This is a genomic window from Limnohabitans lacus (assembly GCF_030053395.1).
Taxonomy (GTDB): Bacteria; Pseudomonadota; Gammaproteobacteria; order Burkholderiales; family Burkholderiaceae_C; genus Limnohabitans_A; species Limnohabitans_A lacus.
In genome coordinates this window covers 373,231-395,426 of record NZ_JASGBH010000002.1, presented here as the reverse complement: position 1 = coordinate 395,426, position 22,196 = coordinate 373,231, and the positions used below count along the sequence as shown (strand labels likewise).

24 protein-coding genes are annotated in these 22,196 nt (G+C 61.3%); 16 read left to right on the top strand and 8 right to left on the bottom strand.

From position 1 onward, the window contains the following. Positions 1–74: 74 nt before the first annotated feature. Positions 75–1,061 (bottom strand): Bug family tripartite tricarboxylate transporter substrate binding protein, encoded by a 987-nt coding sequence (locus QLQ16_RS04455; protein WP_283223475.1) that lies wholly within the window; start codon positions 1,059–1,061, stop codon positions 75–77. 71 nt (positions 1,062–1,132) lie between these two features. On the opposite strand from QLQ16_RS04455, the gene QLQ16_RS04450 reads away from it, so the two are divergent. The 4 genes from QLQ16_RS04450 (at position 1,133) to QLQ16_RS04435 (ending at position 4,994) form a co-directional block, all read left to right on the top strand. Continuing rightward, the gene (locus QLQ16_RS04450) at positions 1,133–1,552 is read left to right on the top strand and encodes a PaaI family thioesterase (RefSeq protein ID WP_283223474.1); all 420 of its coding nucleotides are present in this window, start codon (positions 1,133–1,135) and stop codon (positions 1,550–1,552) included. A 56-nt stretch (positions 1,553–1,608) separates the two neighbouring features. Then, on the top strand, positions 1,609–1,743 hold the full coding sequence (locus tag QLQ16_RS04445) for a hypothetical protein (RefSeq protein WP_255350435.1): 135 nt from the start codon (positions 1,609–1,611) through the stop codon (positions 1,741–1,743). A 366-nt stretch (positions 1,744–2,109) separates the two neighbouring features. Then, complete coding sequence (locus tag QLQ16_RS04440; protein ID WP_283223473.1) at positions 2,110–3,975, top strand: phosphoenolpyruvate carboxykinase (GTP); 1,866 nt, start codon at positions 2,110–2,112, stop codon at positions 3,973–3,975. Positions 3,976–4,070: 95 nt separating this feature from the next. Then, the gene (locus QLQ16_RS04435; protein WP_283223472.1) at positions 4,071–4,994 is read left to right on the top strand and encodes a DMT family transporter; all 924 of its coding nucleotides are present in this window, start codon (positions 4,071–4,073) and stop codon (positions 4,992–4,994) included. A 68-nt stretch (positions 4,995–5,062) separates the two neighbouring features. Here the strand turns inward: QLQ16_RS04435 and QLQ16_RS04430 are convergent, their stop codons facing one another. Next, complete coding sequence (locus tag QLQ16_RS04430; protein WP_283223471.1) at positions 5,063–5,536, bottom strand: hypothetical protein; 474 nt, start codon at positions 5,534–5,536, stop codon at positions 5,063–5,065. A 149-nt stretch (positions 5,537–5,685) separates the two neighbouring features. Here QLQ16_RS04430 and QLQ16_RS04425 point away from each other — a divergent pair, with 149 nt between their 5' ends. From QLQ16_RS04425 to QLQ16_RS04415, 3 genes are all read left to right on the top strand, one after another. Continuing rightward, entirely contained in the window at positions 5,686–6,663 is a 978-nt protein-coding gene (locus QLQ16_RS04425; RefSeq protein WP_283223470.1) for a LysR family transcriptional regulator, read from the top strand. After that, a complete protein-coding gene (locus QLQ16_RS04420) occupies positions 6,660–7,520 on the top strand; it encodes a metallophosphoesterase (RefSeq protein WP_283223469.1) in 861 nt (286 codons plus the stop codon). Before QLQ16_RS04425 ends, QLQ16_RS04420 begins: the two co-directional genes overlap by 4 nt. Positions 7,521–7,635: 115 nt before the next feature. Beyond that, on the top strand, positions 7,636–8,058 hold the full coding sequence (locus QLQ16_RS04415) for a universal stress protein (protein WP_283223468.1): 423 nt from the start codon (positions 7,636–7,638) through the stop codon (positions 8,056–8,058). Positions 8,059–8,064: 6 nt separating this feature from the next. Here QLQ16_RS04415 and QLQ16_RS04410 read toward each other — a convergent pair whose 3' ends face one another. Together QLQ16_RS04410 and QLQ16_RS04405 are read right to left on the bottom strand one after the other, a co-directional pair. After that, complete coding sequence (locus QLQ16_RS04410; RefSeq protein ID WP_283223467.1) at positions 8,065–9,669, bottom strand: alkaline phosphatase D family protein; 1,605 nt, start codon at positions 9,667–9,669, stop codon at positions 8,065–8,067. 23 nt (positions 9,670–9,692) lie between these two features. After that, the gene (locus QLQ16_RS04405) at positions 9,693–10,478 is read right to left on the bottom strand and encodes an alpha/beta fold hydrolase (RefSeq protein WP_283223466.1); all 786 of its coding nucleotides are present in this window, start codon (positions 10,476–10,478) and stop codon (positions 9,693–9,695) included. 95 nt (positions 10,479–10,573) lie between these two features. On the opposite strand from QLQ16_RS04405, the gene QLQ16_RS04400 reads away from it, so the two are divergent. The 3 genes from QLQ16_RS04400 (at position 10,574) to kce (ending at position 13,608) form a co-directional block, all read left to right on the top strand. Further along, positions 10,574–11,458, top strand: a complete 885-nt coding sequence (locus QLQ16_RS04400; protein WP_283223465.1) for a DMT family transporter — start codon at positions 10,574–10,576, stop codon at positions 11,456–11,458. 111 nt (positions 11,459–11,569) lie between these two features. Then, the gene (gene acuI / locus QLQ16_RS04395) at positions 11,570–12,556 is read left to right on the top strand and encodes an acrylyl-CoA reductase (NADPH) (protein ID WP_283223464.1); all 987 of its coding nucleotides are present in this window, start codon (positions 11,570–11,572) and stop codon (positions 12,554–12,556) included. 128 nt (positions 12,557–12,684) lie between these two features. Beyond that, positions 12,685–13,608, top strand: coding sequence for a 3,5-dioxohexanoate:acetyl-CoA acetone transferase (gene kce, locus QLQ16_RS04390; RefSeq protein ID WP_283223463.1), 924 nt, complete (start codon positions 12,685–12,687; stop codon positions 13,606–13,608). 181 nt (positions 13,609–13,789) lie between these two features. Here the strand turns inward: kce and QLQ16_RS04385 are convergent, their stop codons facing one another. Then, a complete protein-coding gene (locus tag QLQ16_RS04385) occupies positions 13,790–14,596 on the bottom strand; it encodes a helix-turn-helix domain-containing protein (protein WP_283223503.1) in 807 nt (268 codons plus the stop codon). A gap of 51 nt (positions 14,597–14,647) precedes the next feature. Between QLQ16_RS04385 and QLQ16_RS04380 the strand changes: the two genes are divergently transcribed. Genes QLQ16_RS04380 through QLQ16_RS04365 form a run of 4 tightly spaced genes read left to right on the top strand, consistent with a single transcriptional unit; the run spans position 14,648 to position 17,695 of the window. Continuing rightward, the gene (locus QLQ16_RS04380; protein ID WP_283223462.1) at positions 14,648–15,523 is read left to right on the top strand and encodes an AEC family transporter; all 876 of its coding nucleotides are present in this window, start codon (positions 14,648–14,650) and stop codon (positions 15,521–15,523) included. Between the two features lie 30 nt (positions 15,524–15,553). Beyond that, entirely contained in the window at positions 15,554–16,249 is a 696-nt protein-coding gene (locus QLQ16_RS04375; RefSeq protein ID WP_283223461.1) for a glutathione S-transferase family protein, read from the top strand. Between the two features lie 3 nt (positions 16,250–16,252). Then, the gene (locus QLQ16_RS04370) at positions 16,253–16,951 is read left to right on the top strand and encodes a glutathione S-transferase N-terminal domain-containing protein (RefSeq protein ID WP_283223460.1); all 699 of its coding nucleotides are present in this window, start codon (positions 16,253–16,255) and stop codon (positions 16,949–16,951) included. 18 nt (positions 16,952–16,969) lie between these two features. After that, entirely contained in the window at positions 16,970–17,695 is a 726-nt protein-coding gene (locus QLQ16_RS04365) for a haloacid dehalogenase type II (protein WP_283223459.1), read from the top strand. A gap of 64 nt (positions 17,696–17,759) precedes the next feature. On the opposite strand, the gene QLQ16_RS04360 is transcribed toward QLQ16_RS04365, so the two are convergent. Then, positions 17,760–17,948: a hypothetical protein gene (locus tag QLQ16_RS04360; RefSeq protein ID WP_283223458.1), complete on the bottom strand. Its 189-nt coding sequence runs from the start codon at positions 17,946–17,948 to the stop codon at positions 17,760–17,762. Between the two features lie 42 nt (positions 17,949–17,990). Between QLQ16_RS04360 and QLQ16_RS04355 the strand changes: the two genes are divergently transcribed. Then, entirely contained in the window at positions 17,991–18,473 is a 483-nt protein-coding gene (locus tag QLQ16_RS04355) for a substrate binding domain-containing protein (protein WP_283223457.1), read from the top strand. 209 nt (positions 18,474–18,682) lie between these two features. Beyond that, positions 18,683–19,660, top strand: a complete 978-nt coding sequence (dapD, locus tag QLQ16_RS04350; RefSeq protein ID WP_283223456.1) for a 2,3,4,5-tetrahydropyridine-2,6-dicarboxylate N-succinyltransferase — start codon at positions 18,683–18,685, stop codon at positions 19,658–19,660. A gap of 75 nt (positions 19,661–19,735) precedes the next feature. Here dapD and yjjJ read toward each other — a convergent pair whose 3' ends face one another. Beyond that, complete coding sequence (gene yjjJ / locus QLQ16_RS04345; protein ID WP_283223455.1) at positions 19,736–21,067, bottom strand: type II toxin-antitoxin system HipA family toxin YjjJ; 1,332 nt, start codon at positions 21,065–21,067, stop codon at positions 19,736–19,738. A 156-nt stretch (positions 21,068–21,223) separates the two neighbouring features. Beyond that, the gene (locus tag QLQ16_RS04340) at positions 21,224–22,177 is read right to left on the bottom strand and encodes an alpha/beta hydrolase (RefSeq protein WP_283223454.1); all 954 of its coding nucleotides are present in this window, start codon (positions 22,175–22,177) and stop codon (positions 21,224–21,226) included. Between the last annotated feature and the right edge of the window lie 19 nt (positions 22,178–22,196).

The window sequence follows — 22,196 nt, the reverse complement described above, 5'->3', positions numbered from 1 at the left end:
ATAGCCGTCAAATCAGACCGGCCAGTTTAAAGGCACCTGCGTTTTGGCCTGAAGGGCGCGACCCCTTGGCGCCGTCACTCAATCCGGATCTTGTTGCGCACGATGATGTCCTGGTAGGTCTTCGTGTCTTGCTGGATGCGGGCGGCCAAGCCTTTGGCGCTGGCATCGTCCACCTTCCAGCCTTGCAGGAAGAGCTTTTGGCGGATCTCACGCGTGTTGAGGATTTTCTCCAACGCTTGGCTCAAGCGGGCTTGGTGGGCCGCGGGCATGCGGGCCGGGGCCATCACCGCGTTCCACACTTCAATGTTGATGCCTTTGGCACCGATCTCTTCCATGGACGGCAAGGTCGGTGCCAGCGGTGTGCGCTGGGCCGAGGACACCGCCACGGCTTCGAGCTTGCCAGCCTGTACCAGCGGACTGACGGTCGAAGCGGGCAACAACGTCATTTGCACCTGCCCGCCAAGGATGGCGTTCAAGATGGCAGGTCCGCCATTGAAAGGCACATGGATGGGGCCAATGCCCAGGGCCTGCTTGAGCAACTCCATGCCCAAATGGCCACCCGAGCCCGCACCGACCGAGCCATAGGCCTGCTTGTCACCGTCGGCCTTGATCTGGCTGATGAACGAGGCCACGCTACGCTCGCTGGCGGGTTTGGCCGTCACCCACACCAGCGGCGCGGTGCCGATCAGCGCAATCGGCGCGAAGTCCGTGCTGGGGTCATAGGGCAGTTTGGCGTACAGAAATTTTGAACTGGTCAGCGGGCCGTTGCCCAGCACGCCCACCGTGTGGCCGTCTTCCGCCTTGGCAATGGCATCGGCCGCAATATTGCTGCTGGCACCGGGTTTGTTCTCGACCACCACCGACTGCCCCAAAGCGCGTGCCAAAGGCTCGGCAATCAATCGGGCCTGCACATCGGGCGAAGAGCCGGCTGGGTAACCCACGATGATGCGGATCGGTTTGCTGGGCCAGCCATCGTTGGCCTGAGCGGCCAAGCCCGTCCATGCCAAGGCCATGGCCAGCACATGGCGGCGCTTTCGATTCAGGGTGGGTGTGAAAAGCATAGGATCGCCCGCGAGTGAAGTTCAGCCATTGTGAAGCGAAAATAAGCCATCGCCGCTTTTGAAAGTCACCCATGAGCTCCGCTGACATCACCACCGATCAGCTTCAACAATCCCTTTCAGACCTGTTCGCCCCGTGGGTGCAGGCGCTGAACTTGCGTGTTGAAAGCTTGCATTCCGATGGCGTGACCTTGCGCTTGCCACAAAGCGATCAGCTGTCGCGTGTTGGCGGCATGTTGTGCGGCCAGGCCATGATGGCGGCCGCTGACACGGCCATGGTGCTGGCCTTGATCCAGCACTTTGGGGCGTTTCGGCCCTGCAGCACGGTGCAGTTGTCCAGCACCTTCATGAAGCCGCTGTCGGGGCAAGATGCCCTGGTCACCGCGCGGGTCTTGCGGGTGGGCAAGGCCATGGCTTTTGGCGAAATTGATCTGGCTGGCGCCGATGACGGCAAGAGCGTTTTCCGGGCCAGCACCACCTATGCCTTGATGTAAGGCAAGTGCCGGCCGAGCTTGGCTACAATACGCGCATTCTTGTTTTGAGGTTCACCATGTCTGCTCACAACGACGCACATACATCTGACGATCCCGTGGAAAACGTGGTCAAGCACATTCCCGTGATCATTCCGGCCGCTGGCGCCGTGCTGATTTTCCTGTTGGCCTTCATCGCCGTCTTCATGGCCTGAGGCTTTCAGCCCCCTCGGTGCAGGCGCTTGCCTTCACCGACGCACAACCCGCAACAGCTTTGGCTTTGCGGGTTTTGTTTTTTCTGCGCCACTTTTGCACGCACAACGCGCTTTTACCCCTTTCCACCAGCAGACACCTCCTTTCGAGGGTCTTGGCATAACATCATGCATTTTTTGCATAGATTTAAGCCGGTTTTCGGCCCAAATGACAGGCACAAATTGGCCAGCCTCCCTAAAATCGAGGCCCGCGCAGTTACCGGGCGGTTACATGGCCTGTGTGACACCCTGATTTCAAGCCAATTCGTTTTTTCAAAGTCCCTGCCCAGAGCCTTTGAAAAGACGATTTTTAAACTTTGGAGCTTTCCCATGAACTCACCCGTGATGCAGGGCTTGAACCTGAACACACCGGCTTACGTCAAAAACGCCAAGCTGATCGCTTGGGTCGCCGAAATGGCTGCCCTGTGCAAACCCGCCAACATTTACTGGTGTGACGGCTCGCAAGAAGAATACGACCGCCTGTGCGCCGAGCTGGTCGCTGCGGGCACCTTCAAAAAGCTCAACCCCGCCAAGCGCCCCAACTCTTTCCTGGCCTGGACCGATCCTTCGGACGTGGCCCGCGTGGAAGACCGCACCTACATCTGCTCGGACAAGAAAGAAGACGCCGGCCCCACCAACAACTGGATGGAACCTGCGCAAATGCGCGCCACCTTGAACCCGCTGTTTGACGGTTGCATGGCTGGCCGCACCATGTATGTGGTGCCCTTCTCCATGGGCCCCTTGGGTTCACACATCAGCCACATCGGCATCGAGTTGACCGACAGCGCCTATGTGGCCGTCAACCAAAAACTGATGACCCGCATGGGCAAAGCCGTGTACGAGGTGCTGGGCACCAATGGCGAATTCGTGCCTTGCATGCACACCGTGGGCGCACCTTTGGCCGCAGGTCAAAAGGACACCACCACCTGGCCTTGCAACCCCACGACCAAGTACATCGTTCACTTCCCCACGACCCGCGAAATCTGGTCGTATGGCTCGGGCTACGGCGGCAACGCGTTGCTGGGCAAGAAGTGCTTTGCTTTGCGCATCGCCTCCAACATGGGCCGCGAGCAAGGCTGGTTGGCCGAGCACATGCTCATCTTGGGCGTGACCAGCCCCGAGGGCAAAAAGTACCACGTGGCCTCGGCTTTCCCCAGCGCTTGCGGCAAGACCAACTTCTCGATGCTGGTGCCGCCAGCGGCTTTCGAAGGCTGGAAAGTCACCACCATCGGTGACGACATCGCTTGGATCAAGCCCAACGCCGACGGCAAGATGTACGCCATCAACCCCGAAGCCGGTTACTTTGGTGTGGCCCCTGGCACCAACATGAAGACCAACCCCAACTGCATGCTGAGCCTGCACAAGGACGTGATCTTCACCAACGTGGCCCTCACGGACGACGGCGACGTGTGGTGGGAAGGCATGGACAAGGACACCGGCAAGCTGCCCGATCACCTGATCGACTGGCAAGGCAACGACTGGACCCCCGCCATTGCCAAAGAAAAAGGCACCAAGGCCGCACACCCCAACGCCCGCTTCACCGTGGCCGCGATCAACAACCCGGCCCTCGACCCCGCTTGGGACGACCCCAAAGGCGTGGCGATTGACGCCTTCATGTTTGGCGGCCGCCGCTCGACCACCGTGCCACTCGTCACCGAAGCGCGCAGCTGGACTGAAGGCGTCTACATGGCCGCAACCATGGGCTCCGAGACGACCGCCGCCGCCTTTGGCGCACAAGGCGTGGTGCGCCGCGATCCTTTCGCCATGCTGCCTTTCTGCGGCTACAACATGAGCGACTACTTCCAGCACTGGTTGGACACCGGCGCCAAGGCCCAGGCCGCTGGCTTCAAGCTGCCCGCCATGTACTGCGTCAACTGGTTCCGCAAGGACGAGACCGGCTCCTTCGTGTGGCCAGGTTACGGCGACAACATGCGCGTCTTGAAGTGGATGATCGACCGCATCGAAGGCAAGGCCCAAGGCGAGCAAACCATGTTCGGCGTGGCCCCCACGTACGGCGAGATCAACTGGACCGGCGTGAGCTTCACCGCCGACCAATTCAAGTCCGTCACCAGCATCGACAAAGCCGCTTGGCAAGCCGAATTCAAGCTGCACGACGAGCACTTTGCCCAATTGGCTTTCCACTTGCCCCAAGCGCTGCTGGACACCAAAGCCGCCCTGGAACAACGCCTCGGCTAAACCGATGAGGCATTGCGCCCCACCGGCGCAAGACCTGACAACCGCCCCGGCCACAAACCGGGGCGGTTTTTTTTGAGTTGCACAATCGCAGGCTTATGCCTTTTTTGAACACCCCCGAATCCCGCCAGCGCCTGGCCCTGTGGCTGCTGTGGGTCACCCCGGCGCTGTGGTCCGTCAACTACATCGTGGCCCGCACCGCGCCCGGCGTGGTGCAGCCGCATGTGCTGGCCCTGGGCCGCTGGGGGTTGGCCGGTTTGGTGCTGGCCTTTGTGGCCCGCCATGAACTGTGGCGCCAACGGCAAAGCACCCTGAAAGCCGCTTGGCAGTACCTGGTGCTGGGCGCCTTGGGCATGCTCATTTGCGGCGCTTGGGTGTACCGGGGCGCACAAACCACCTCGGCCATGAACATCGCCTTGATCTATGCGGCCTCTCCCGTGCTGATCGCGCTGGGCGCGGTCTTGTGGTTGGGTGAGCGCTTTTCGTGGCGACAAGCTGCGGGGGTGCTGATCGCCATGACCGGGGTCTTTCATGTGGTGGTCAAGGGCCAATGGCTGTCGCTGGGCCAAGTGCAGTGGGTGGCCGGTGACGGCTGGATCGTGCTGTGCATGGTGGCCTGGGCCGCCTATGCCCTGCTGCTCAAGAAATGGCCCAGCCCTTTGGGGGCCACGGCCCGTTTGGCGGCCACGGCCTTGGGCGGCTCGCTGGTTTTGTTGCCCTTTGCGCTGAGCGAATGGTTCGCACCCGGCCGCCCCGCCTGGTCCACCACGGCCACGGCGCTGGTGCTGGCGGCGGCGGTCTTGCCCGGCATCGGGGCATACTGGGCCTATGGCTTTTGCCAAAAGGTGCTGGGTGCCAGCCGCGTGGCCGCCAGCCTGTACCTAGGGCCTTTGTATGGCGGGCTGGCCGCCTGGGCCGTGTTGGGCGAGCCCATGGGCTGGCACCACATCATGGGCGCGGGCCTGATCTTGCCGGGCATCTACATGGCCTCGCGTCAGCCCACCGAGACTGCCGAGCCCTGAAGCCCATGCAAAAGGCCTCCCGAAGGAGGCCTTTTGTGACGAAACATCGGGCCTTTGCCCGCATCCGATCAGACGTAGTGCATGCCGCTTTTGACGATGCGGGCGGCACGGCGGCTCATCAGGACGTTGATGTCTTGCGCTGGAGTGTCTTCGTCATCGGCGCGGTCCATCGCGGTTTGCAGGTCGCGCATCATGCGGCTGTCGTTTTGGGCCATGGCCCACAGGCGTTGGTCGGCACGGCGGTGGGCCACATGGGCGGACCAGCTGTCCAGACCGGCCATCAGGTTTTGGGCCAGCAAGCGGGTCACGCCACGCAAAGCACCAATGGCCAGCACGGCCACGGCCCACAAGGCCAGCCAAGAGGCCAGCACATGGGTTTCGGCCCAGTTGTCGATCATTTGATCGGTGATCACCACCAAAGCGGCCACGCCCGCGGCGAGCAACAAGGTGGACAGCGCCTTGGCCGAGGTGGCGGGTGCCACCGCTTGGGCGGTGGGTGCGGGCACTTGGCCCAGCGGAGACTTAGAGACGGTCGAGTTCATTTTGTATTCCCTTCAAACTGGTTTTAGGGCTTTGATTGCCAAAACTTTTAAAACCACAAGGCGAATATTAGGGTTAATACGGGTGTTGTTCAACTTTATATTCATGATGTGTATCATTCATATCAGTGATGAATTGACCTCACCGCCCCATGAACTCACACATCCCGGCCGCCTTTCGCACCCTGGACCTGAACCTGCTTCGGGTCTTTGACGAAGTCATGGCCGAACGCAGCCTGACCCGGGCGGCACGCAATTTGTCGCTCACCCAGCCCGCCGTCAGCAACGCGCTGCGCCGCCTGCGCGATGCGCTGGACGACGAGCTGGTGCGTCGCCACGGCCAAGGCATCGAGCCTACGCCCCGCGCCTTGGCCCTGTGGCCCAGCGTGCGCGAGGCCCTGCGCCAGCTGCAGGCGGCCATCGTGCCCAGCCTGTTTGAGCCCGCGCAAGCGAGCAGCACCTTTGTGCTGGCCATGGCCGATGCCACCGCCGCCGAGCTCATGGGCGGCTTGGCCCGCAGGCTGCAAAGCGACGCGCCCGGCGTCTCGCTGCGGGTGGTGCCTTTGACCACACGCGACCCGCGCCGCATGCTCAGCGACGGCGCAGCCGATGTGGCCTTGGGCTACTTTCCGGCGGTGCTGACCGATTTGACCGCCCGCGCCCAGGCCGGTGAGGCCGTGCCTTTTGAACACCAGCGCCTGTATGCGGGTGAATACGTGTGTGTGATGCGCAAAGGCCACCCCCTGGCCGATCAGCCGCTCAGCACCGAAAGCTACTGCGCCGCACGGCATTTGCTGGTGAGCTTTTCGGGCAGGCCTTACGGCTTTGTGGACGAGGCACTGGCCTCGATCGGGCATCAGCGGCGCATCGTGATCACCGTCAACCAGTTTTTCACGGCAGGGCAAGTCGTGGTCAACTCCGACTTGCTCACCGTGCTGCCGCGCCACTTTGTGCCGACCACCGGCATGGCCGACCAACTGGTGCTGCGCGAGTTGCCTTTTGATGTGCCGCCGGTGCACGTGGAGGCCTTGTGGCACCGCCGCCTGCACCACGGCAGCGCCCACCAATGGCTGCGCGAGCAATTGCTGCAAACCGCGCAGCAAGCCTTCACCCCCGAGAACCGTTCATGAAGATCCAATTGCTGTCGGACCTGCACCTGGAGTCCAACCCCGGCTTTGTGCCCACACCGGCCCCTAGCGCCGATGTGCTGGTCTTGGCCGGCGACATCGGCTCGTACCAAAACCATTCGGCGCTCAGCGCGGCGGGCGACACCGACTTTGGCCTGGGCCGCTTTGCGCCCAGCCAAGGCTGGCCCACGCCCGTGCTGTTTGTGCCCGGCAACCACGAGTACGACGGCCTGGACTTTGACGAAGCGCATCAGCGGCTGCAAGAGACCTGCGCCCGCTTGGGCATCACCTGGCTGGAGCGCGAAGTGCTGCAGTTGGGTGGAGTGCGCTTTGTGGGCACCACCTTGTGGACCGACTTTGACGCGCTGGGTCCTCTGGCGGGCAAGCCCCTGCCCGAGAAAATCCCGGCGCACTTCAGCCACCCCAACAGCCAATACACGCGGCAACTCAAAGCCCGCGACAAAGCCTTTCGCGCGGCCAACTACTACCTGCGCAAAACCGGCACCCAACGCGCAGGCGAGCCTTGGCTAGCCGAAGGCGTGCGCGAGCAGGCGCTGTTGTGCCAAGACTGGTTGAGTGCTGCGCTGAGCGCGCCGTTTGAGGGCCCCACCGTGGTGGTGACGCACTTTGCCCCCAGCTTGCGCAGCGCCGACCCCCGCTATGGCGAGACACCCGGCACAGCGGGCTTTTGCAACGCCCTCGATGCGCTGCTGCCCCAGGCCAGCTTGTGGCTGCACGGGCATTTGCACTGCCCCAGCGACTACACCCACCAAGGCTGCCGCGTGGTGGCCAACCCGCTGGGTTATGCGCACAAGGGCGAACAGCTGCGCTTTCAGGCGCAACAGTTGATCGCGCTGTGATCGGTGCGTTGGCGCACCGTGCGGTGCAGCGCGCAAACGCCCTTCTTGACCTGAGTCAACACCGCTTGAACTTGACCCATCTAAGCTGTGCTCATCCACTTTGAAGGAGCACCTCATGAAAATTTTGTTGGCCGTTGACGGCAGTGAATTCACCAAAAAAATGCTGGCTTATCTGGCCACGCACGACGAGCTGTTCAGCACCTCGAACAAATACACCTTGATCACGGTGCAGCCCCAATTGCCAGTCCGCGCACGTGCGGCCGTGGGCAAAGAAGTGGTCGAGACCTACCAGCGCGAAGAAGCCGAGAAAGTGTTGGCCCCTGTCTCGACCTTCTTGACCCGCCACGGCATCGACGCCAAAAGCATCACCAAGGTGGGCCATGCGGGCGAGATCATCTCCAAGACCGCCGACAGCGGCAAATTCGACATGGTGGTGATGGGCTCACACGGCCACGGCACCCTGGGCAATCTGGTCATGGGCTCGGTGGCCACACAAGTGCTGGCACATTGCAAAGTGCCGGTGCTCTTGGTGCGCTGAATCCCTTCAGACTTTTTGCACCCCAGCGACACCGGCCTTGATGTAGAACTGCGCTTGCGTGCCGATGCGGCCATCGGCTTTGGCCGGGTTGGGGGTGGTTCTGAATTGGGTGGCGATGCCTTCGGGTTTCACGTCGAGGAAGGTGTAGCCCCTCTCGTCCGATCGGGCATGCAGGATGTCGGGGTTGCTGTCGCGAATCTGCGCCAACAGTTTTTCGCCCAAGCCGCGTGAGGTGATCGAGGTGGTCACCACCTCGCTGGCCACGATGGGAGACTTCTCGTCGCCCGGCTGCACACGCAGTTGCGCGGCCACGTTCATGTGCACATCGCCGCCCAAAAGCACCACGTCTTTGAGGCCGGCTTGCGCCAAGTTCCCGAGCAATTTGGCCCGCGCTTGCGGGTAGCCATCCCAGCCGTCGGTGAAGGCGCTGCGGCCCAGCGGTGTGTTGATGCCGCTGGAACTCATCTGGGTGGATTGGGCCACCAGCTTCCAGCGCTTGGTGCTGCGCGCAATGCCATCGGTGAACCACTGCTCTTGCGCTGCGCCCAGCATGGTGCGCGAGGTGTCGGCCAGCGCATCGCAGCCCACCACCACACGGCCGCCGCCGCGCATCGGGTCGGGGCAGGCCTGGTGGTCGCGGTATTGGCGGCAATCCAGCGTCCACACGTCGGCCAAGCGCCCCCAAGCCATGCGGTCGTGGATGCGCATCTGGCTGGTGTTGTTGGCGTCGGGCCCCAGGCGCACCGGCATGTGCTCGAAGTAGGCCTGGTAGGCCGCTGCGCGTCGGCGCAAAAACACTTTCGGGTCGGTGTAATCGCGGTCCAGATCGTTGGCGTAATCGTTGACCACTTCGTGGTCGTCCCAGGTCATCACCCAGGGGTGGGCCGCGTGACAAGCGCGCAAATCGGCGTCGCCCTTGTATTGGGCGTGGCGTTCGCGGTATTCACTGAGCTGTTTGGGCACACCGCCTTCGTGCTTGCGCAGCATGTATTGCGGGTTGGTGCTTTCGTAGATGTAGTCGCCCACAAACAGCACCAGGTCCAGCTCGCGCTGGGCCATCTCGCGGTGCGCCACAAAGTAGCCCTGCTCAAAGTGTTGGCACGAAGCCAGCGCGATGCGCAGCCGGTCCACCGCATCGTTGACGCCAGGGCTGGTTCGGGTGTGGCCCACCGGGCTGGTGGCGCTGCCGCACACAAAGCGGTACCAATAATGCCTGCCCGGCTGCAAGCCGCTGGCGATCACGTGCACGCTGTGGGCGCGGGCCGCATCGGTCTGCATGCGCCACTGGCGCACCGGCTGGCGCAAGGCGGCATCGGCAAACAACTCGCACACCACAGGCACAGATTGCGACAGAAGGGCTGCGTCGGCCTCGGCGATGCGCAAACGCGTCCAGAGCACCACGCTGTCGGGCTGCGGCTGGCCGCTGGCCACGCCCAGGCTGAACGGGTCGGCCTGCCAGCGCGGGCCCGCTGCGGCCTCTGCAGAGCTGCTCACGGCTTGGGCCTGCGCGCAAGCGCCCAGCCACGGCGTCATGGCGGCGGCCAAGGCCAAGCGGTGCCAGTCGCGCCGCCGCAAAGTGCCGGCTTTCATGGCTTGTTCAAACGCATTCATCATTTTTCTCCCTGTCCGATCGCTCAATGGGTCCAATGGCGCGTCGGCTCACTCAAAAAATCCAGCAACAAAGCCTCGAAGGCCTCGGGCGCTTCCAGTTGCGGCCAGTGGCCCACGCCCGGCATCTGCACCCAACGGCTGCCCTGAATCTGCGTGGCCATGCGCTCGATGGTGGCGCCCGGCGCCAGTCGGTCGTGCTCGCCGGTGATCAACAAAGTGGGCACATGGATGTGCGCCAAAGCCGCATGCCGCTCGAAGGCCGCTTGCGCTTGCAAAGCATGGCGGTAAATGACCGGTGAGGCCTGGCCCATGCAGAACTTGGCCAACTGCACCCCTTCGGCCAAGGCCAAGGGGCCCACTTGTTCATCGATCAGGGTCTGCGCCAATTGGCGCATGTCGCCGCCGAGCAATGCGTCGAGCCGTGGTGCTTGGGCGGCGGCATCGGCCTGCCAGCCCGAGTCCGGGCCACTGGTGCTGCCCAGCAAAACCAGGCGGCTGACCAAGTCGGGCCTGCGCATGATGAGCTCTTGCGCGACCATGCCGCCCAAACCGTGGCCCACCAAGTGCACCGGGCCTTGCGCTTGCAAGGCCTCGATCAAGGCGATGGCACTCAGGGCCAGGCCTTTGAGGCCATAGGGCTCGACCGGCACAGAGTGGCCATAACCGGGCATGTCCCAGGCCACGGCCTTGAAGCCGGCGTGTGCCAGGCGCTCGACCTGCGGGGCAAAACTGCGGAAATTGCCCCCGGCCCCGTGCAGCATCAAGACCATGGGGCCAGCGCCCAGCGCGGTGAAATGGGGAAGCAACATGCGGCAATACAAAAGACTTGTTGCGGCCATATTACCCGCACCGCGCATGCCCAAGGTGACAGCGCGCCGCGTGCTCGCGCGGCACAATCGAAAGCATGAATTCACGCAAAGAGCAACTGGACGGCTTGGCGATCGGCATCTTGCTGGTCTGCTGCATGTTTTGGGGGCTTCAACAAATCCTCGTCAAATCCATCATGGACGAGGTGGCGCCGCTGTTTCAGGCCAGCTTGCGCAGCATCGGCGCTTGTGCGCTGCTGCTCGTTTGGTGCCGCGTGCGCGGCATTCGCCTGTTCGATCGCGATGGCACGCTGTGGGCGGGGCTCTTGGCCGGTGGCTTGTTCGCGGCCGAGTTTGCCTGCATTTACCTGGGGCTTCGCTACACCGCGGCTTCGCGCCTGACGGTGTTTTTGTACACCTCACCGTTTTGGGTGGCGGCGCTGGTGCCTTTGTTCATCAAGTCTGAACGCCTGCGCCCCTTGCAATGGCTGGGCATGGCCTGCGCATTTGTGGCGGTGGTCTTTGCCATGCGCGAGGGCTTGAGTGCAGGCAACCGCAGCGCCATGGGCGACTTGTTGGGCCTGGCCGCTGGCGCTTTGTGGGGCCTGACCACAGTGTCGATACGCGCCAACAACCTCACCCGCGTCTCGCCCGAAAAGCTCTTGTTCTACCAAATCGCCGCGACCGCCGTGGCGCTGCCCTGGATCTCTTGGGCGCTGGGCGAAAGCTGGAACCTGCAATGGAGCGGCCTGGCCTGGGGCTCGATGCTGGCGCAAACCGTGATCGGTGCCTTTGCCAGCTACCTGGCCTGGATGTGGATGCTGGGCCGCTACCCGGCCACCAAGATTTCGGTGTTCGTGTTTTTGACCCCGCTGTTTGCGCTGCTGTTTGGCACACTGCTGTTGGGCGAATCGGCCACCCCCACCTTGCTGCTGGCCTTGGGTCTGGTGGCGGTGGGCATTGTGTTGGTCAACCGAAAATAAAAACACCCATCCTGTAGGAGCCCAGGTTTTAAGAGCGTGTGCCACGCCCATCGCCCACAGGGTGGGCTCCTACAAAAAACTCATTGACTCCCTTTGATTGAAAGACCCTCCATGACTTACCAAGCCCTGCAGATTGAAAAAGACGACGCCGGTTACCGCTGCACGCTGAAAACGCTGGATGACAGCGCCCTGCCCGAAGGCGATGTGACGGTGCAAGTGGACTTCTCCACCATCAACTACAAAGACGGCCTGGCCATCACCGGCAAATCGCCGGTGGTGCGCAAATTCCCGCTCACGCCCGGCATTGACTTGTCGGGCACCGTGACCGAGAGCCAGCACGGGCTGTTCAAGGCGGGCGACCGTGTCGTGCTCAACGGCTGGGGTGTGGGCGAGAGCCACAGCGGCGGTCTGGCACAAAAGGCGCGCCTCAAAGGCGACTGGCTGGTGCACCTGCCTGCCGCCTTCACCCCGCGCCAGGCCATGGCCATTGGCACCGCCGGTTACACCGCCATGCTGTGTGTGATGGCCCTCGAAAAGCACGGCGTCACCCCCGCCAACGGCGACATCTTGGTCACCGGTGCTGGCGGCGGCGTGGGCAGTGTGGCGATCGCGCTGTTGGCCAAGCTGGGCTACCGCGTGGTGGCCAGCACGGGCCGCCTGCAAGAGGCCGACTACCTGCGCCAACTGGGCGCGGCCGACGTGATGGACCGGGCCGAGTTGTCGGCCCCCGGCAAACCACTGGCCAAAGAGCGCTGGGCGGGCGTGGTCGACACCGTGGGCAGCCACACGCTGGCCAACGCCTGCGCCAGCACAAAATACGGCGGCGTGGTCACCGCCTGCGGCCTGGCACAAGGCATGGACTTTCCGTCGAGCGTGGCGCCCTTCATCTTGCGCGGCGTGACGCTGGCGGGCATCGACAGCGTGATGGCCCCGCGTGCCGTGCGCGAAGCGGCCTGGGCGCGACTGGCCCAAGACCTGGACACTGCCCAGCTGGAGCGCATGACGCGCGAAGTGGGCTTGGCCGACGCCATCGGTTTAGGCGTAGAAATTCTGGCCGGGCAGGTGCGTGGGCGGGTGGTGGTGAACGTCAACGCCTGACGACACCTGCTGCGCTGCAGGCCGCAGCGCAGCTGTAACCCATGCGTCTGCCCTTAGGGGTTAACGTGATGGGAGGCCCGTTGACTCGTCCTTAGGATGGCCTGACTTCCACCTCGTCAGACCCTCCGATGAACAAAGTCATCATCACCTGCGCTGTCACCGGCGCCATCCACACGCCCTCCATGTCGCCGTATTTGCCGGTGACGCCTGAGGAAATCATTGAAGCTTCCGTGGAGGCGGCCAACGCGGGCGCGGCCATCATCCACCTGCATGCGCGGGACCCGGTCACCGGCAAGCCCGACCAAAGCCCCGAAGCCTTTGGCAAGTTTTTGCCGCAGATCAAAAGCCGCACCGATGCGGTGCTCAACCTCACCAGCGGCGGCTCGCCGTTCATGACGATCGATGAACGGATTCAACCGTCCATGCGGTTTGCGCCCGAGGTGGCTTCGCTCAATCTGGGCTCGTTCAACTTCGCGCTGTTTCCGATGCTCGACCGCTTCACCGAGTTCAAGCACGAGTGGGAACGCGAACACCTGGAAAACAGCCGCGACCTGATCTTTCGCAACACCTTCAAGGACATCGAATACGCCTTGCGGGCCTGCGCAGAAAACGACACCCGCTTTGAGCTGGAGTGCTACGACATCGGGCACCTGTACAACCTGGCGCACTTTGTCGACAAAGGGCTGATCAAGGGGCCGTTTTTCATCCAATCGGTCTTCGGCATTTTGGGCGGCATTGGCAACCACCCCGAAGACGTGATGCACATGCGCCGCACCGCCGACCGTTTGTTTGGCGACCAATACCAATGGTCTGTTTTAGGCGCAGGACGTCACCAGATGCGCATCGCCGCCATGGGCGCCAGCATGGGCAGCCATGTACGCGTGGGCCTGGAAGACAGCCTCTGGCTGGGCAAGGGCACCTTGGCCAAGAGCAATGCCGAGCAAGTGCGCCAAGTGCGCCAGATCATCGAAGGCCAAGGCCTGCAGATCGCCACGCCCGCAGAGGCACGGCAAATCCTGGCGCTCAAAGGCGCTGATCGCGTGAATTTCTGAAATTTCGCAACGCTGTCCACATGATGCTCGACGACCCATGTCGGGCACTGGCGCGAAAGCTTGGAAAGCTTGCACCGACATGGACACCACCCACCCTTGAGCCGTGTTTACTGACCCGACACAGCTGGCGCGACTTGGATCTTTAATGCTTTGCCACTGAAGTCACGTACTTTTTCACCTGTCAATCCATGCGGCTGAGCGCCCTGGAGAGCGTAGAAGGACTGGCGTAGCCTGTGCGGGCCGCAATTTTTTTCAAACCGATTCCGGTATGCACCAATTGCCGTGCAATGGCGAGCCGCAAATTTTCCAAATACTTTCCAGGCGAAACCTTCATCACCTCTTTGAAGTTGTTGGCAAATGACGTTCGCGACATGCCTGCCAAGTGGGCCAGCAATTCCAATGTCCAAGGATGCGCAGGTTGGGTGTGCATGGCCACCAAACTCTTGGCAATTCGAGGATCAGACAAGGCCAAAAAAAGCCCTGAAGCTTGTTGGGGGCGCGATGTCAGATGCCGCATCAAACTGATCCACAAAATATCACCTGCCCGATTGATAAAAAGTGGTTGCCCACAACGACTGGCCTGCATTTCATTGGCCATCAAAGACATGACTTGTACAAGGGATGGATCAGCGTCCTTCATCCCAATGGTGATGGGCTGAGACAACTCCGCTAAAAAGCTCGGCCCCATGGGGCCATCAAACACGACCTCCAAACTCATCAGGCATTGCTGACCCGCTTCGAGGAGATTTTGGAGCGCGTGACCGTCAGGGCAAACCAGCAAAGACAGGGCGTCCAGTTCAATGGGCGAAAAGCCATTCGAGCAAGGCCCTGGGGTCACGGCCTGAACGATGTGCAAGGAAAACCCGTCCGCCTTTGCGGTGCGCGTGACTTTGGGGCTGAGCCCTTCCAACAAGGCCGTGAGTCGATCCAGGCGAGGCGTATCCATTTGTACGAATTGCAAATTTATATGTACGTATTGTTGCACCACGTACAAGATAATGCAAAAAGTTGAATCTGCCCTCTCCCCGAGCCAGCGACCATGTATTCAAAAATTGCATCCATCACGCTCCCCATCTTCACCCTGGTGTTGGTTGGATTTCTGTACAGCCGCCGCGTCAAACCAGACTTGGGGGGTGCCAATAAATTGGTGGTGGACATTGCACTGCCCGTCTTGATCTTCATATCGCTGTCGGCCAAATCGTTTGATCCGATTTCTGCCCTGTCGTTCACTGGGGCTTGTGTCGTTTTGATTTTTCTGAGCGGATTGATCGCTTGGCCATTGGCGAAATTTTCGGGCGCAAGCCGGCCAGCCTTTTTGCCCTGTGCCATGTTCACCAACGTGGGGCCGATTGGCATCCCCTTGATTGCCTTGGCTTACGGGCCCGAAGGCATGTCAGCCGCCGTGATCTTGTTGGTGATCTCCAACATTCTCCATTTCACGCTGGGTGCAGGGGTGATGACCGGCAAAGTTGACTTGCGCATGGTCTATGCCAACCCATTGGTTTGGGCAACGGTGCTGGGTGTGGCCAGCGCCCAATTGCAGTGGGCTCTGCCGGATTGGATACAAACCTCCTGCACCATGATTGGCAGTGTTTTGGTCCCCATGATGTTGATGTCGCTCGGCGCAAGGCTGGCAAGCAGCCAAGTGGCCGATGCGCGGGTGGGGATTCAATCTGCCGTGCTGATCCAGATCATCCGACTCCTGGCCGTTTTTTTGACCCTTTACTTGGTCCCCTTGCAAGGGTTAGAACGTGGCGCATTGATTTTGTTTGCTTGTTTGCCAAGCGCTGTCTTCAATTTCATGCTCGCCGACAAATTTCAGGTTGAGCCCAACAAGGTAGCGTCCACCGTCATCGTTGGTCATTTTCTGAGCCTGGCCTTTTTGCCGCTGGGTATTTGGCTTGCATTCATTTGATTTTTTCACCCCATTCAACAAGGCATCCGCATGATCAAACTGCACTTTCACCCCACGCCCAACCCCTTCAAAATTGCGCTGTATTTGGAAGAAACTGAAACACCTTATGAGGTCATTCCTGTTGACACCCGCAAGGGTGACCAACACACGGCGGCATACAAACACCTCAACCCCAATTCCAAAACACCAACGCTCCAAGATGGCAACATCACGGTTTTTGACAGCACGGCCATCTTGCTTTATTTGTCAGAGAAGATCGGTCAATTCCTCCCGCCCAATACGGCGAAAGACCGAAGTGAAATGCTGCAATGGTTGATGTTCATTGCGACCGGCATTGGGCCCTATTGCGGCCAATCCGTGCACTTCAAACATTTCGCACCGGAACCGAAAGAGTACGCCGTCAACCGTTATGACTTCGAAGCCTGGAGGCACTGGAACATCATTGAAGAGCGCCTCAGCCAACACAAATACATGCTCGGCGACACCTACGGCATTGTGGACATCGCATTGTGGCCATGGGCCCGAATGATTCCCAGGATTCTCAATGATGACGCTTTCAAGAGTTTGCCCAACATCAAGCGATTTTTAGATGAGGTGAGTGCCCGACCTGCAGCCCAAAGAGCGTTGGCATTGCAATCGCAACACGAATTCAAAACCACTTTGGATGATGACGCGCGAAAGGCTTTGTTTCCATCTAACGAACGCCTTAAAGCATCGGGGGCATGACACATGATTGACCTCTACTACTGGACCACCCCGAATGGCCACAAGATCACGATGTTCTTGGAAGAGTCAGGGCTTGACTACAACATCAAACCCATCAACATCAGCAAGGGTGAACAATTTGAGCCCGCTTTTTTGAAGATCGCGCCCAACAACCGCATACCTGCGATCGTGGACCAATCGCCCTCGGGTGGTGGTGAACCCATTGGCATATTTGAGTCGGGCGCCATTCTTTTGTACCTGGCGGACAAGACGCAACAATTTGTGCCTCAAGATTTACGTGGCAGAAATGAATGCCTGCAATGGCTGTTCTGGCAAATGGGCGGCTTGGGCCCCATGGCCGGACAAAACCACCACTTCGTGCAGTACGCACCAGAGTCATTGCCATACGCCATTGACCGTTATGTCAAAGAGACTTCGCGTTTGTACGGCGTCTTGAACAAGCATCTTTCCGACGGCCGCGAGTACATCTGCGGCGACTATTCCATTGCCGATATGGCCGCCTACCCTTGGGTCGTCCCGCATGAACGACAACGCCAAGACATGGGCCAGTTCCCCGCGCTGGCCTTGTGGTTTGAGCGGATTAAAAATCGCCCAGCGACAGTGCGGGCTTATGAGTTGGCCAAGTCCATCAATACAGCGCCCACCGTGGACCAGAACGCCAAATCGATTTTGTTTGGGCAAGACGCCAAGACCGTTGTTTGATACCCACCGAGAAACACCATGACCATCAAAGCCGTTGTTTTTGACGCCTACGGCACCTTGTTCGACGTTTACTCGATCCAAGTCCTGGCCGACACGCTTTATCCAGGACAAGGCGCTGACATTGCCGTGAAGTGGCGCGACAAGCAGATTGAATACACCCGCTTGATCACACAGTCCGACCCACATGGTGCTTCAGGCAGTCAATACTTTCGCCCGTTTTGGGAGTTGACGCGCTTGTCCTTGGAATACACCCTGGATCGGCTGAAACTGGACCGTGAATCTGGACAGCTTGAAAAACTGATGCAGCAATATGCGCACCTCACGCCTTTTCCAGAAAACTTGGCGGTGCTTCGAAAGATCAAGGCCAAGGGCCTGATGACGGCCATCCTTTCCAATGGCAGCGTGGACATGTTGAATTCCGCCGTCCAGAGCGCAGGCATGGAAGGCGTTTTAGACCACGTCATCTCGGTCGATCCGATTCGCTTGTTCAAAACATCACCTGAAAGCTATGGGCTGGTTCAAAAAACCATTGCCCTCCACAAGGATGAAGTTCTGTTCGTCTCCAGCAATGCATGGGATGCATTGGGTGCGACCTGGTTTGGCTTCACAACGCATTGGGTCAATCGGCAAGGTTTGCCGTTTGAGACTTTGACACCGCAGCCACACTTTTCTGGACCTGATCTGAATTCGGTTCTGACTTCATTGGGTGATGAGACCGGTTTGCAAGCGCAAATCCCGATCTAAACGCCGGCATACCCACAGATCCTTTGGGGCCCTTGTCACGCGCCTTTGAGGGCGGGTCAGAACCTCAAGCTTTTTGAGCCGCCACCCTCGCGCTTGTGACGGCCACCAGCAAGCCCGTCATGACCAAGAGCAAGCCGATGGCCTCAGCCAGCGCTGGCACATGGCCCAAGACGGGCCAAGCCATCAATGCGGCCAAGCCTGGCGCCAGTGCCGGGAACACCGCCGCACGCGACGGCCCGAGCAGCGACACCATTTTTGAATAGGTGTAGAGCGTTCCCGCGCCTGCAATGACGCCTTGCGCATCGGCGAACTGGCCGACAGCTCGATGGTGGCCAAACGCATCGGCACCACCCAACGCGTGTTGGTGGCCAGCCACGACTACCTGAACACATTGCCCCAAGGCCTGAAAGCGCCCCGCGTGCCGCAGGACTTGCAGCAGCACAACTGCATCGTCTATTCGGAACTGGCCACACAAAACGCCTGGACATTCACGGCAGGCCCTGGAGCGCATGAGCCCGAGGGCACACAGGTCACCATCCGTGCGCAAGGGAACCTGCAAACCAACAGCAGCGAAGTGATTCGCAGCTCGGTGCTGTCGGGCATGGGCATTGGCTACTCGCCCACCTGGCTGTTTGAAAAAGAGCTGGCCAACGGCGAGTTGCAAGTGCTGTTGCCCGACTGGCCTGCACCCTCGCTGCCGATCCACTTGGTTAGCCCACCCCAACGGCGACAGTCCGCCAAGGTGCAGGCATTTGCGCTGCATTTGTCGGGTGGCTAGGGACATTTGTGCTTTGACTTGCAGACACCCATAACTTGGCATGGGTCGGCTCAACTTGCCCATCAAGAGAAGCTGCGCCCAGAAGTTTTAAGGTGGTGTTTTGCGCTCAAGTCCTCGGCTGAGCGCGTTGAGTCGCCATCCCCGATAATCACGCCTTCAGATTTCCAACGGCCCGCCAGCTTTGCGGGCCTTCTTTTGCGGAGCAATACATGAGCACTTTCCAAACCACCGGCGCACGCGCCACAGGCCTGGCCACCTTGGCCGCTGACGGCACCGTGCTGGACACTTGGTTCCCCGCCCCCGAATTGGCTGGCGATGTGGCCGCCAGCGGCAGCACTCGCCTGACGGAAGCCGAAGCTGTGGCGGCCCTGGGCGCTGACGTGGCCAAGGCCCTGAGCGCCTGCGCTGTGCGCGGCACCACCGTGGTGGCTGTGCGCACCGAAATCAAGTCGCTGGCCGACGCGCCTGCCGACACGCACGACGCCTACCTGCGCTTGCACCTGCTGAGCCACCGCTTGGTGCAGCCGCACGGCGCCAACGTGGCCGGCATCTTCGGCCTGCTGGCCAATGTGGCTTGGACCAACTTTGGCCCTTGCGCCGTGGCCGACGTGCCCGCCGCCCGCCTGAAGGCCCGCGCCACAGGCCGTGTGCTGGAAGTCAAAGGCGTGGACAAGTTCCCACAGATGACCGACTACGTGATCCCGTCGGGCGTGCGCATTGCCAACGCCGACCGCGTGCGCCTGGGCGCTCACCTGGCCAGCGGCACCACCGTGATGCACGAAGGCTTTTGCAACTTCAACGCGGGCACCTTGGGCGCGAGCATGGTCGAAGGCCGCATCAGCGCGGGCGTGGTGGTCGATGACGCCAGCGACATCGGCGGCGGCGCGTCCATCATGGGCACGCTGTCCGGTGGCGGCAAAGAGGTCATCAAGGTCGGCAAGCGCTGCTTGCTGGGCGCCAACGCGGGCATCGGCATTTCGCTGGGCGACGACTGCGTGGTCGAGGCCGGCTGCTACATCACCGGCGGCAGCCGCGTGCAGTTGCCCGATGGCAGCCTGATGAAAGCCAAAGAGCTGTCCGGCAAAAACGGCATCCTGTTCCGCCGCGATTCACAGTCGGGCGCCTTGCACGCCATTCCGCGCAACAAGAGCTGGGGCGAACTCAACGCTGAGTTGCACAAGAACTGATTATTTGGGACCTGTCAAAAGGAAACGGCGTGCACGCGAGAGCGGCACGCCGTTTTTGTTTGTGCCGCGTTGAGCTCAGAGCCCCTGCACCATCGTCACATTGGCCCGCGCCACCGCTCGGAACTCGTCACCGATCCGCGCATCCTCCGCCGCCCTTTGCCAAAACTGCATAGCCAGCGCCTTCGCTTGCGGCCAGACGCTCAGGGTATGGGCATTGGGGCGTGGCAATTGGCTGAACCAGTCGCGCTCGACCACTTCACCCGCGACTGGGGCATAAAACATGGGCAGCATGTCGTAGGCAGGGGCCAGTTGCCAGCGGTGCTGGTGCAACAGCAGCGAGACATTGCCGTGGTGGCGGTCGGTGTTGGCGATCAGGGCGCCAAAGGCGTCGAGCAGGCACAAGGTCTCGATGTCGGCAGCGCTCAGGCTTTCGGCACCGGCGCGACCGGTCTGCATGGCGGTGGCCGCCCACTGAGAGCCTATGCCGATGTAGTGCGCGTCGTACATCTCCAAAGACACCATGCCCACGCGGCCCAAGGGCGTGCGGTCAAAGCGGCGGCTTTGCAAAAACACACGGCCTGCGGCCTGCACGATGTCGGACTGCGCGGCAGCAATGCCTGCGGCTTGCAGCGTTTGCAAGGCCAAGGCCTCACACACCAGCAAATCGCGCCAGCGCTGGTCGGCCGGGGCGTCGCCTGCGGGGGAGAACTTGACCAGCACGGGCACACCTTGCACCACAGCGCAGAACTTGGGCTGCTCGCCGCCTGCGCTCGAACCTGGCGCCGCACTGCCCAAGGCTTGCAATGCCAGACGGGGGTAATCCTGCGCTGGGTCCATCACCACCGGCGCTGCGCTGCGCTTGGGCGGCAAGGCCAGATAACGGTCCAACGAAGCCGCGCCCACCAGCAAGTTGCCCAGCAGGTCTTCACCCGCACGCACCAGCGCCAGCAGGATGTGGTCATCGGTCCAGTGGGCCAAATGGGGGGGCAAGGCCAGCTCGGCATGGGCTTGCGCAAAGGCACGACCCAGAAAACCTTGCGGACGCGTGTCCATCAAGAACCAAGGCAGGCTGGCGTGAAAAGCACTTTGGCCGTGGGCCTTGTCGGCTTCGTCCATCCAAAAGCCGCCACCGGCCAGTGGATAGAGCGTGCCAAAACGCTGCAGTTCACCATCGGCTTGCAGCTGGTGGATGAGCACCTGTCGGCCCACGCCGGGCACATCGCGCGGCAGCAGGTAGCGCTGCGCCCGGGCAGCCCCCACCTTGACCACTTGGCCGGAGGCCAGCAAGGGGGCCAGCAAGCGCGAGACCGTCGGCTGACTCACACCCAGTTGCGCCTGCAGTTCGGGGCTGCTGGCGTGGCCGTTGTGGCGCCGCAAAGCGGCGATCAGGGTGTCAGGGGTGCTCATTGAATGAATATCTGAATAGATATTTCAATGGTAGGGGGTATTTAAACCGTTGTCACTCAGAGAATTTTCTGAAAATTAGACAAATTTTAGAAAAATTGTTGAATGGTTTTGAAATAGGCCGGTCGCAGCCCTTTGGCCGCACAAAGGCGGCGCAACTCAACGCACCCGGTCCACCAACTGCTTCATCAAGCCGGTCACCGTGTTGTCCGCGCTGTTGATCGAATAGATCTCGGACATGTGGCTGTGGCCCATGAGTTTGTAAAGGCCAGGGCATTGGCCGGCTTGGCAAAGGGCGGAGTTGAGTTGTTCGCTTTGGCGGTGAAAGTCGGGCGGGTCCAGCTCGGCATAGGCCAGCAGCAAAGGCACTTTGGCCGCCACCAAGCCGGGCACGGCCGAGCGGGCGGGGTACTGGGCGGTGTCTTTGCCAAAGTAGGCTTGCAGGGGCGGGTTGGACTCGGCCGTGACCGGGTCAAAGAGGCCTGACAGCAGCACCGCACCCGCCAAGCCCGAGCCGGGCACGACATGGAATTGCGGATGCCCCACGTACTGCGCCACATGCGCGGCGCCGGCCGAGTGGCCCATCAAGATGATGCGCTGGGGGTTGCCGCCGCTGGCAGCGATGTTTTCGCGCACCCATCTCAGGGCCGACTGGATGTCGAGCTGCGCAGCAGGCCAAGGGTTGGCCGGGGCCAAGCGGTAGGTCATGTTGACACCCACCATGCCTTGGCGCACGGCCCACAGCATGATGTTGTCGTAAAACGGGCTGTCGCCGGTGCGGCGCTCGCCGCGCATGAAGGCGCCGCCGTGCACAAACACCAGCACGGGCTGGTTCGCCTGGGGTTTGTCGGGGGTGAACACATCGAGCAGGTGACGGGCGTCGCTGCCATAGCGCACATCACGACGCACCTTGACGCCGGCATAGGGCTCGCGCTCGGCCAGCGGGGCGTAGAGTTTTTCGGTCGGTGGCGGCGCCACGACGGGGCCAATTTTGAGCAGTTCAGCAGCGATTGGGGCCGGGACGGCCGAGGGGACTTCGGCGGTTTTGGACGTGGGCAGGCCAGCGCAGCCGACAAGGCCCGCAGCAAGGATGACCGTCAGGACAGCACGCATGGTGAACACTCCAACAAGG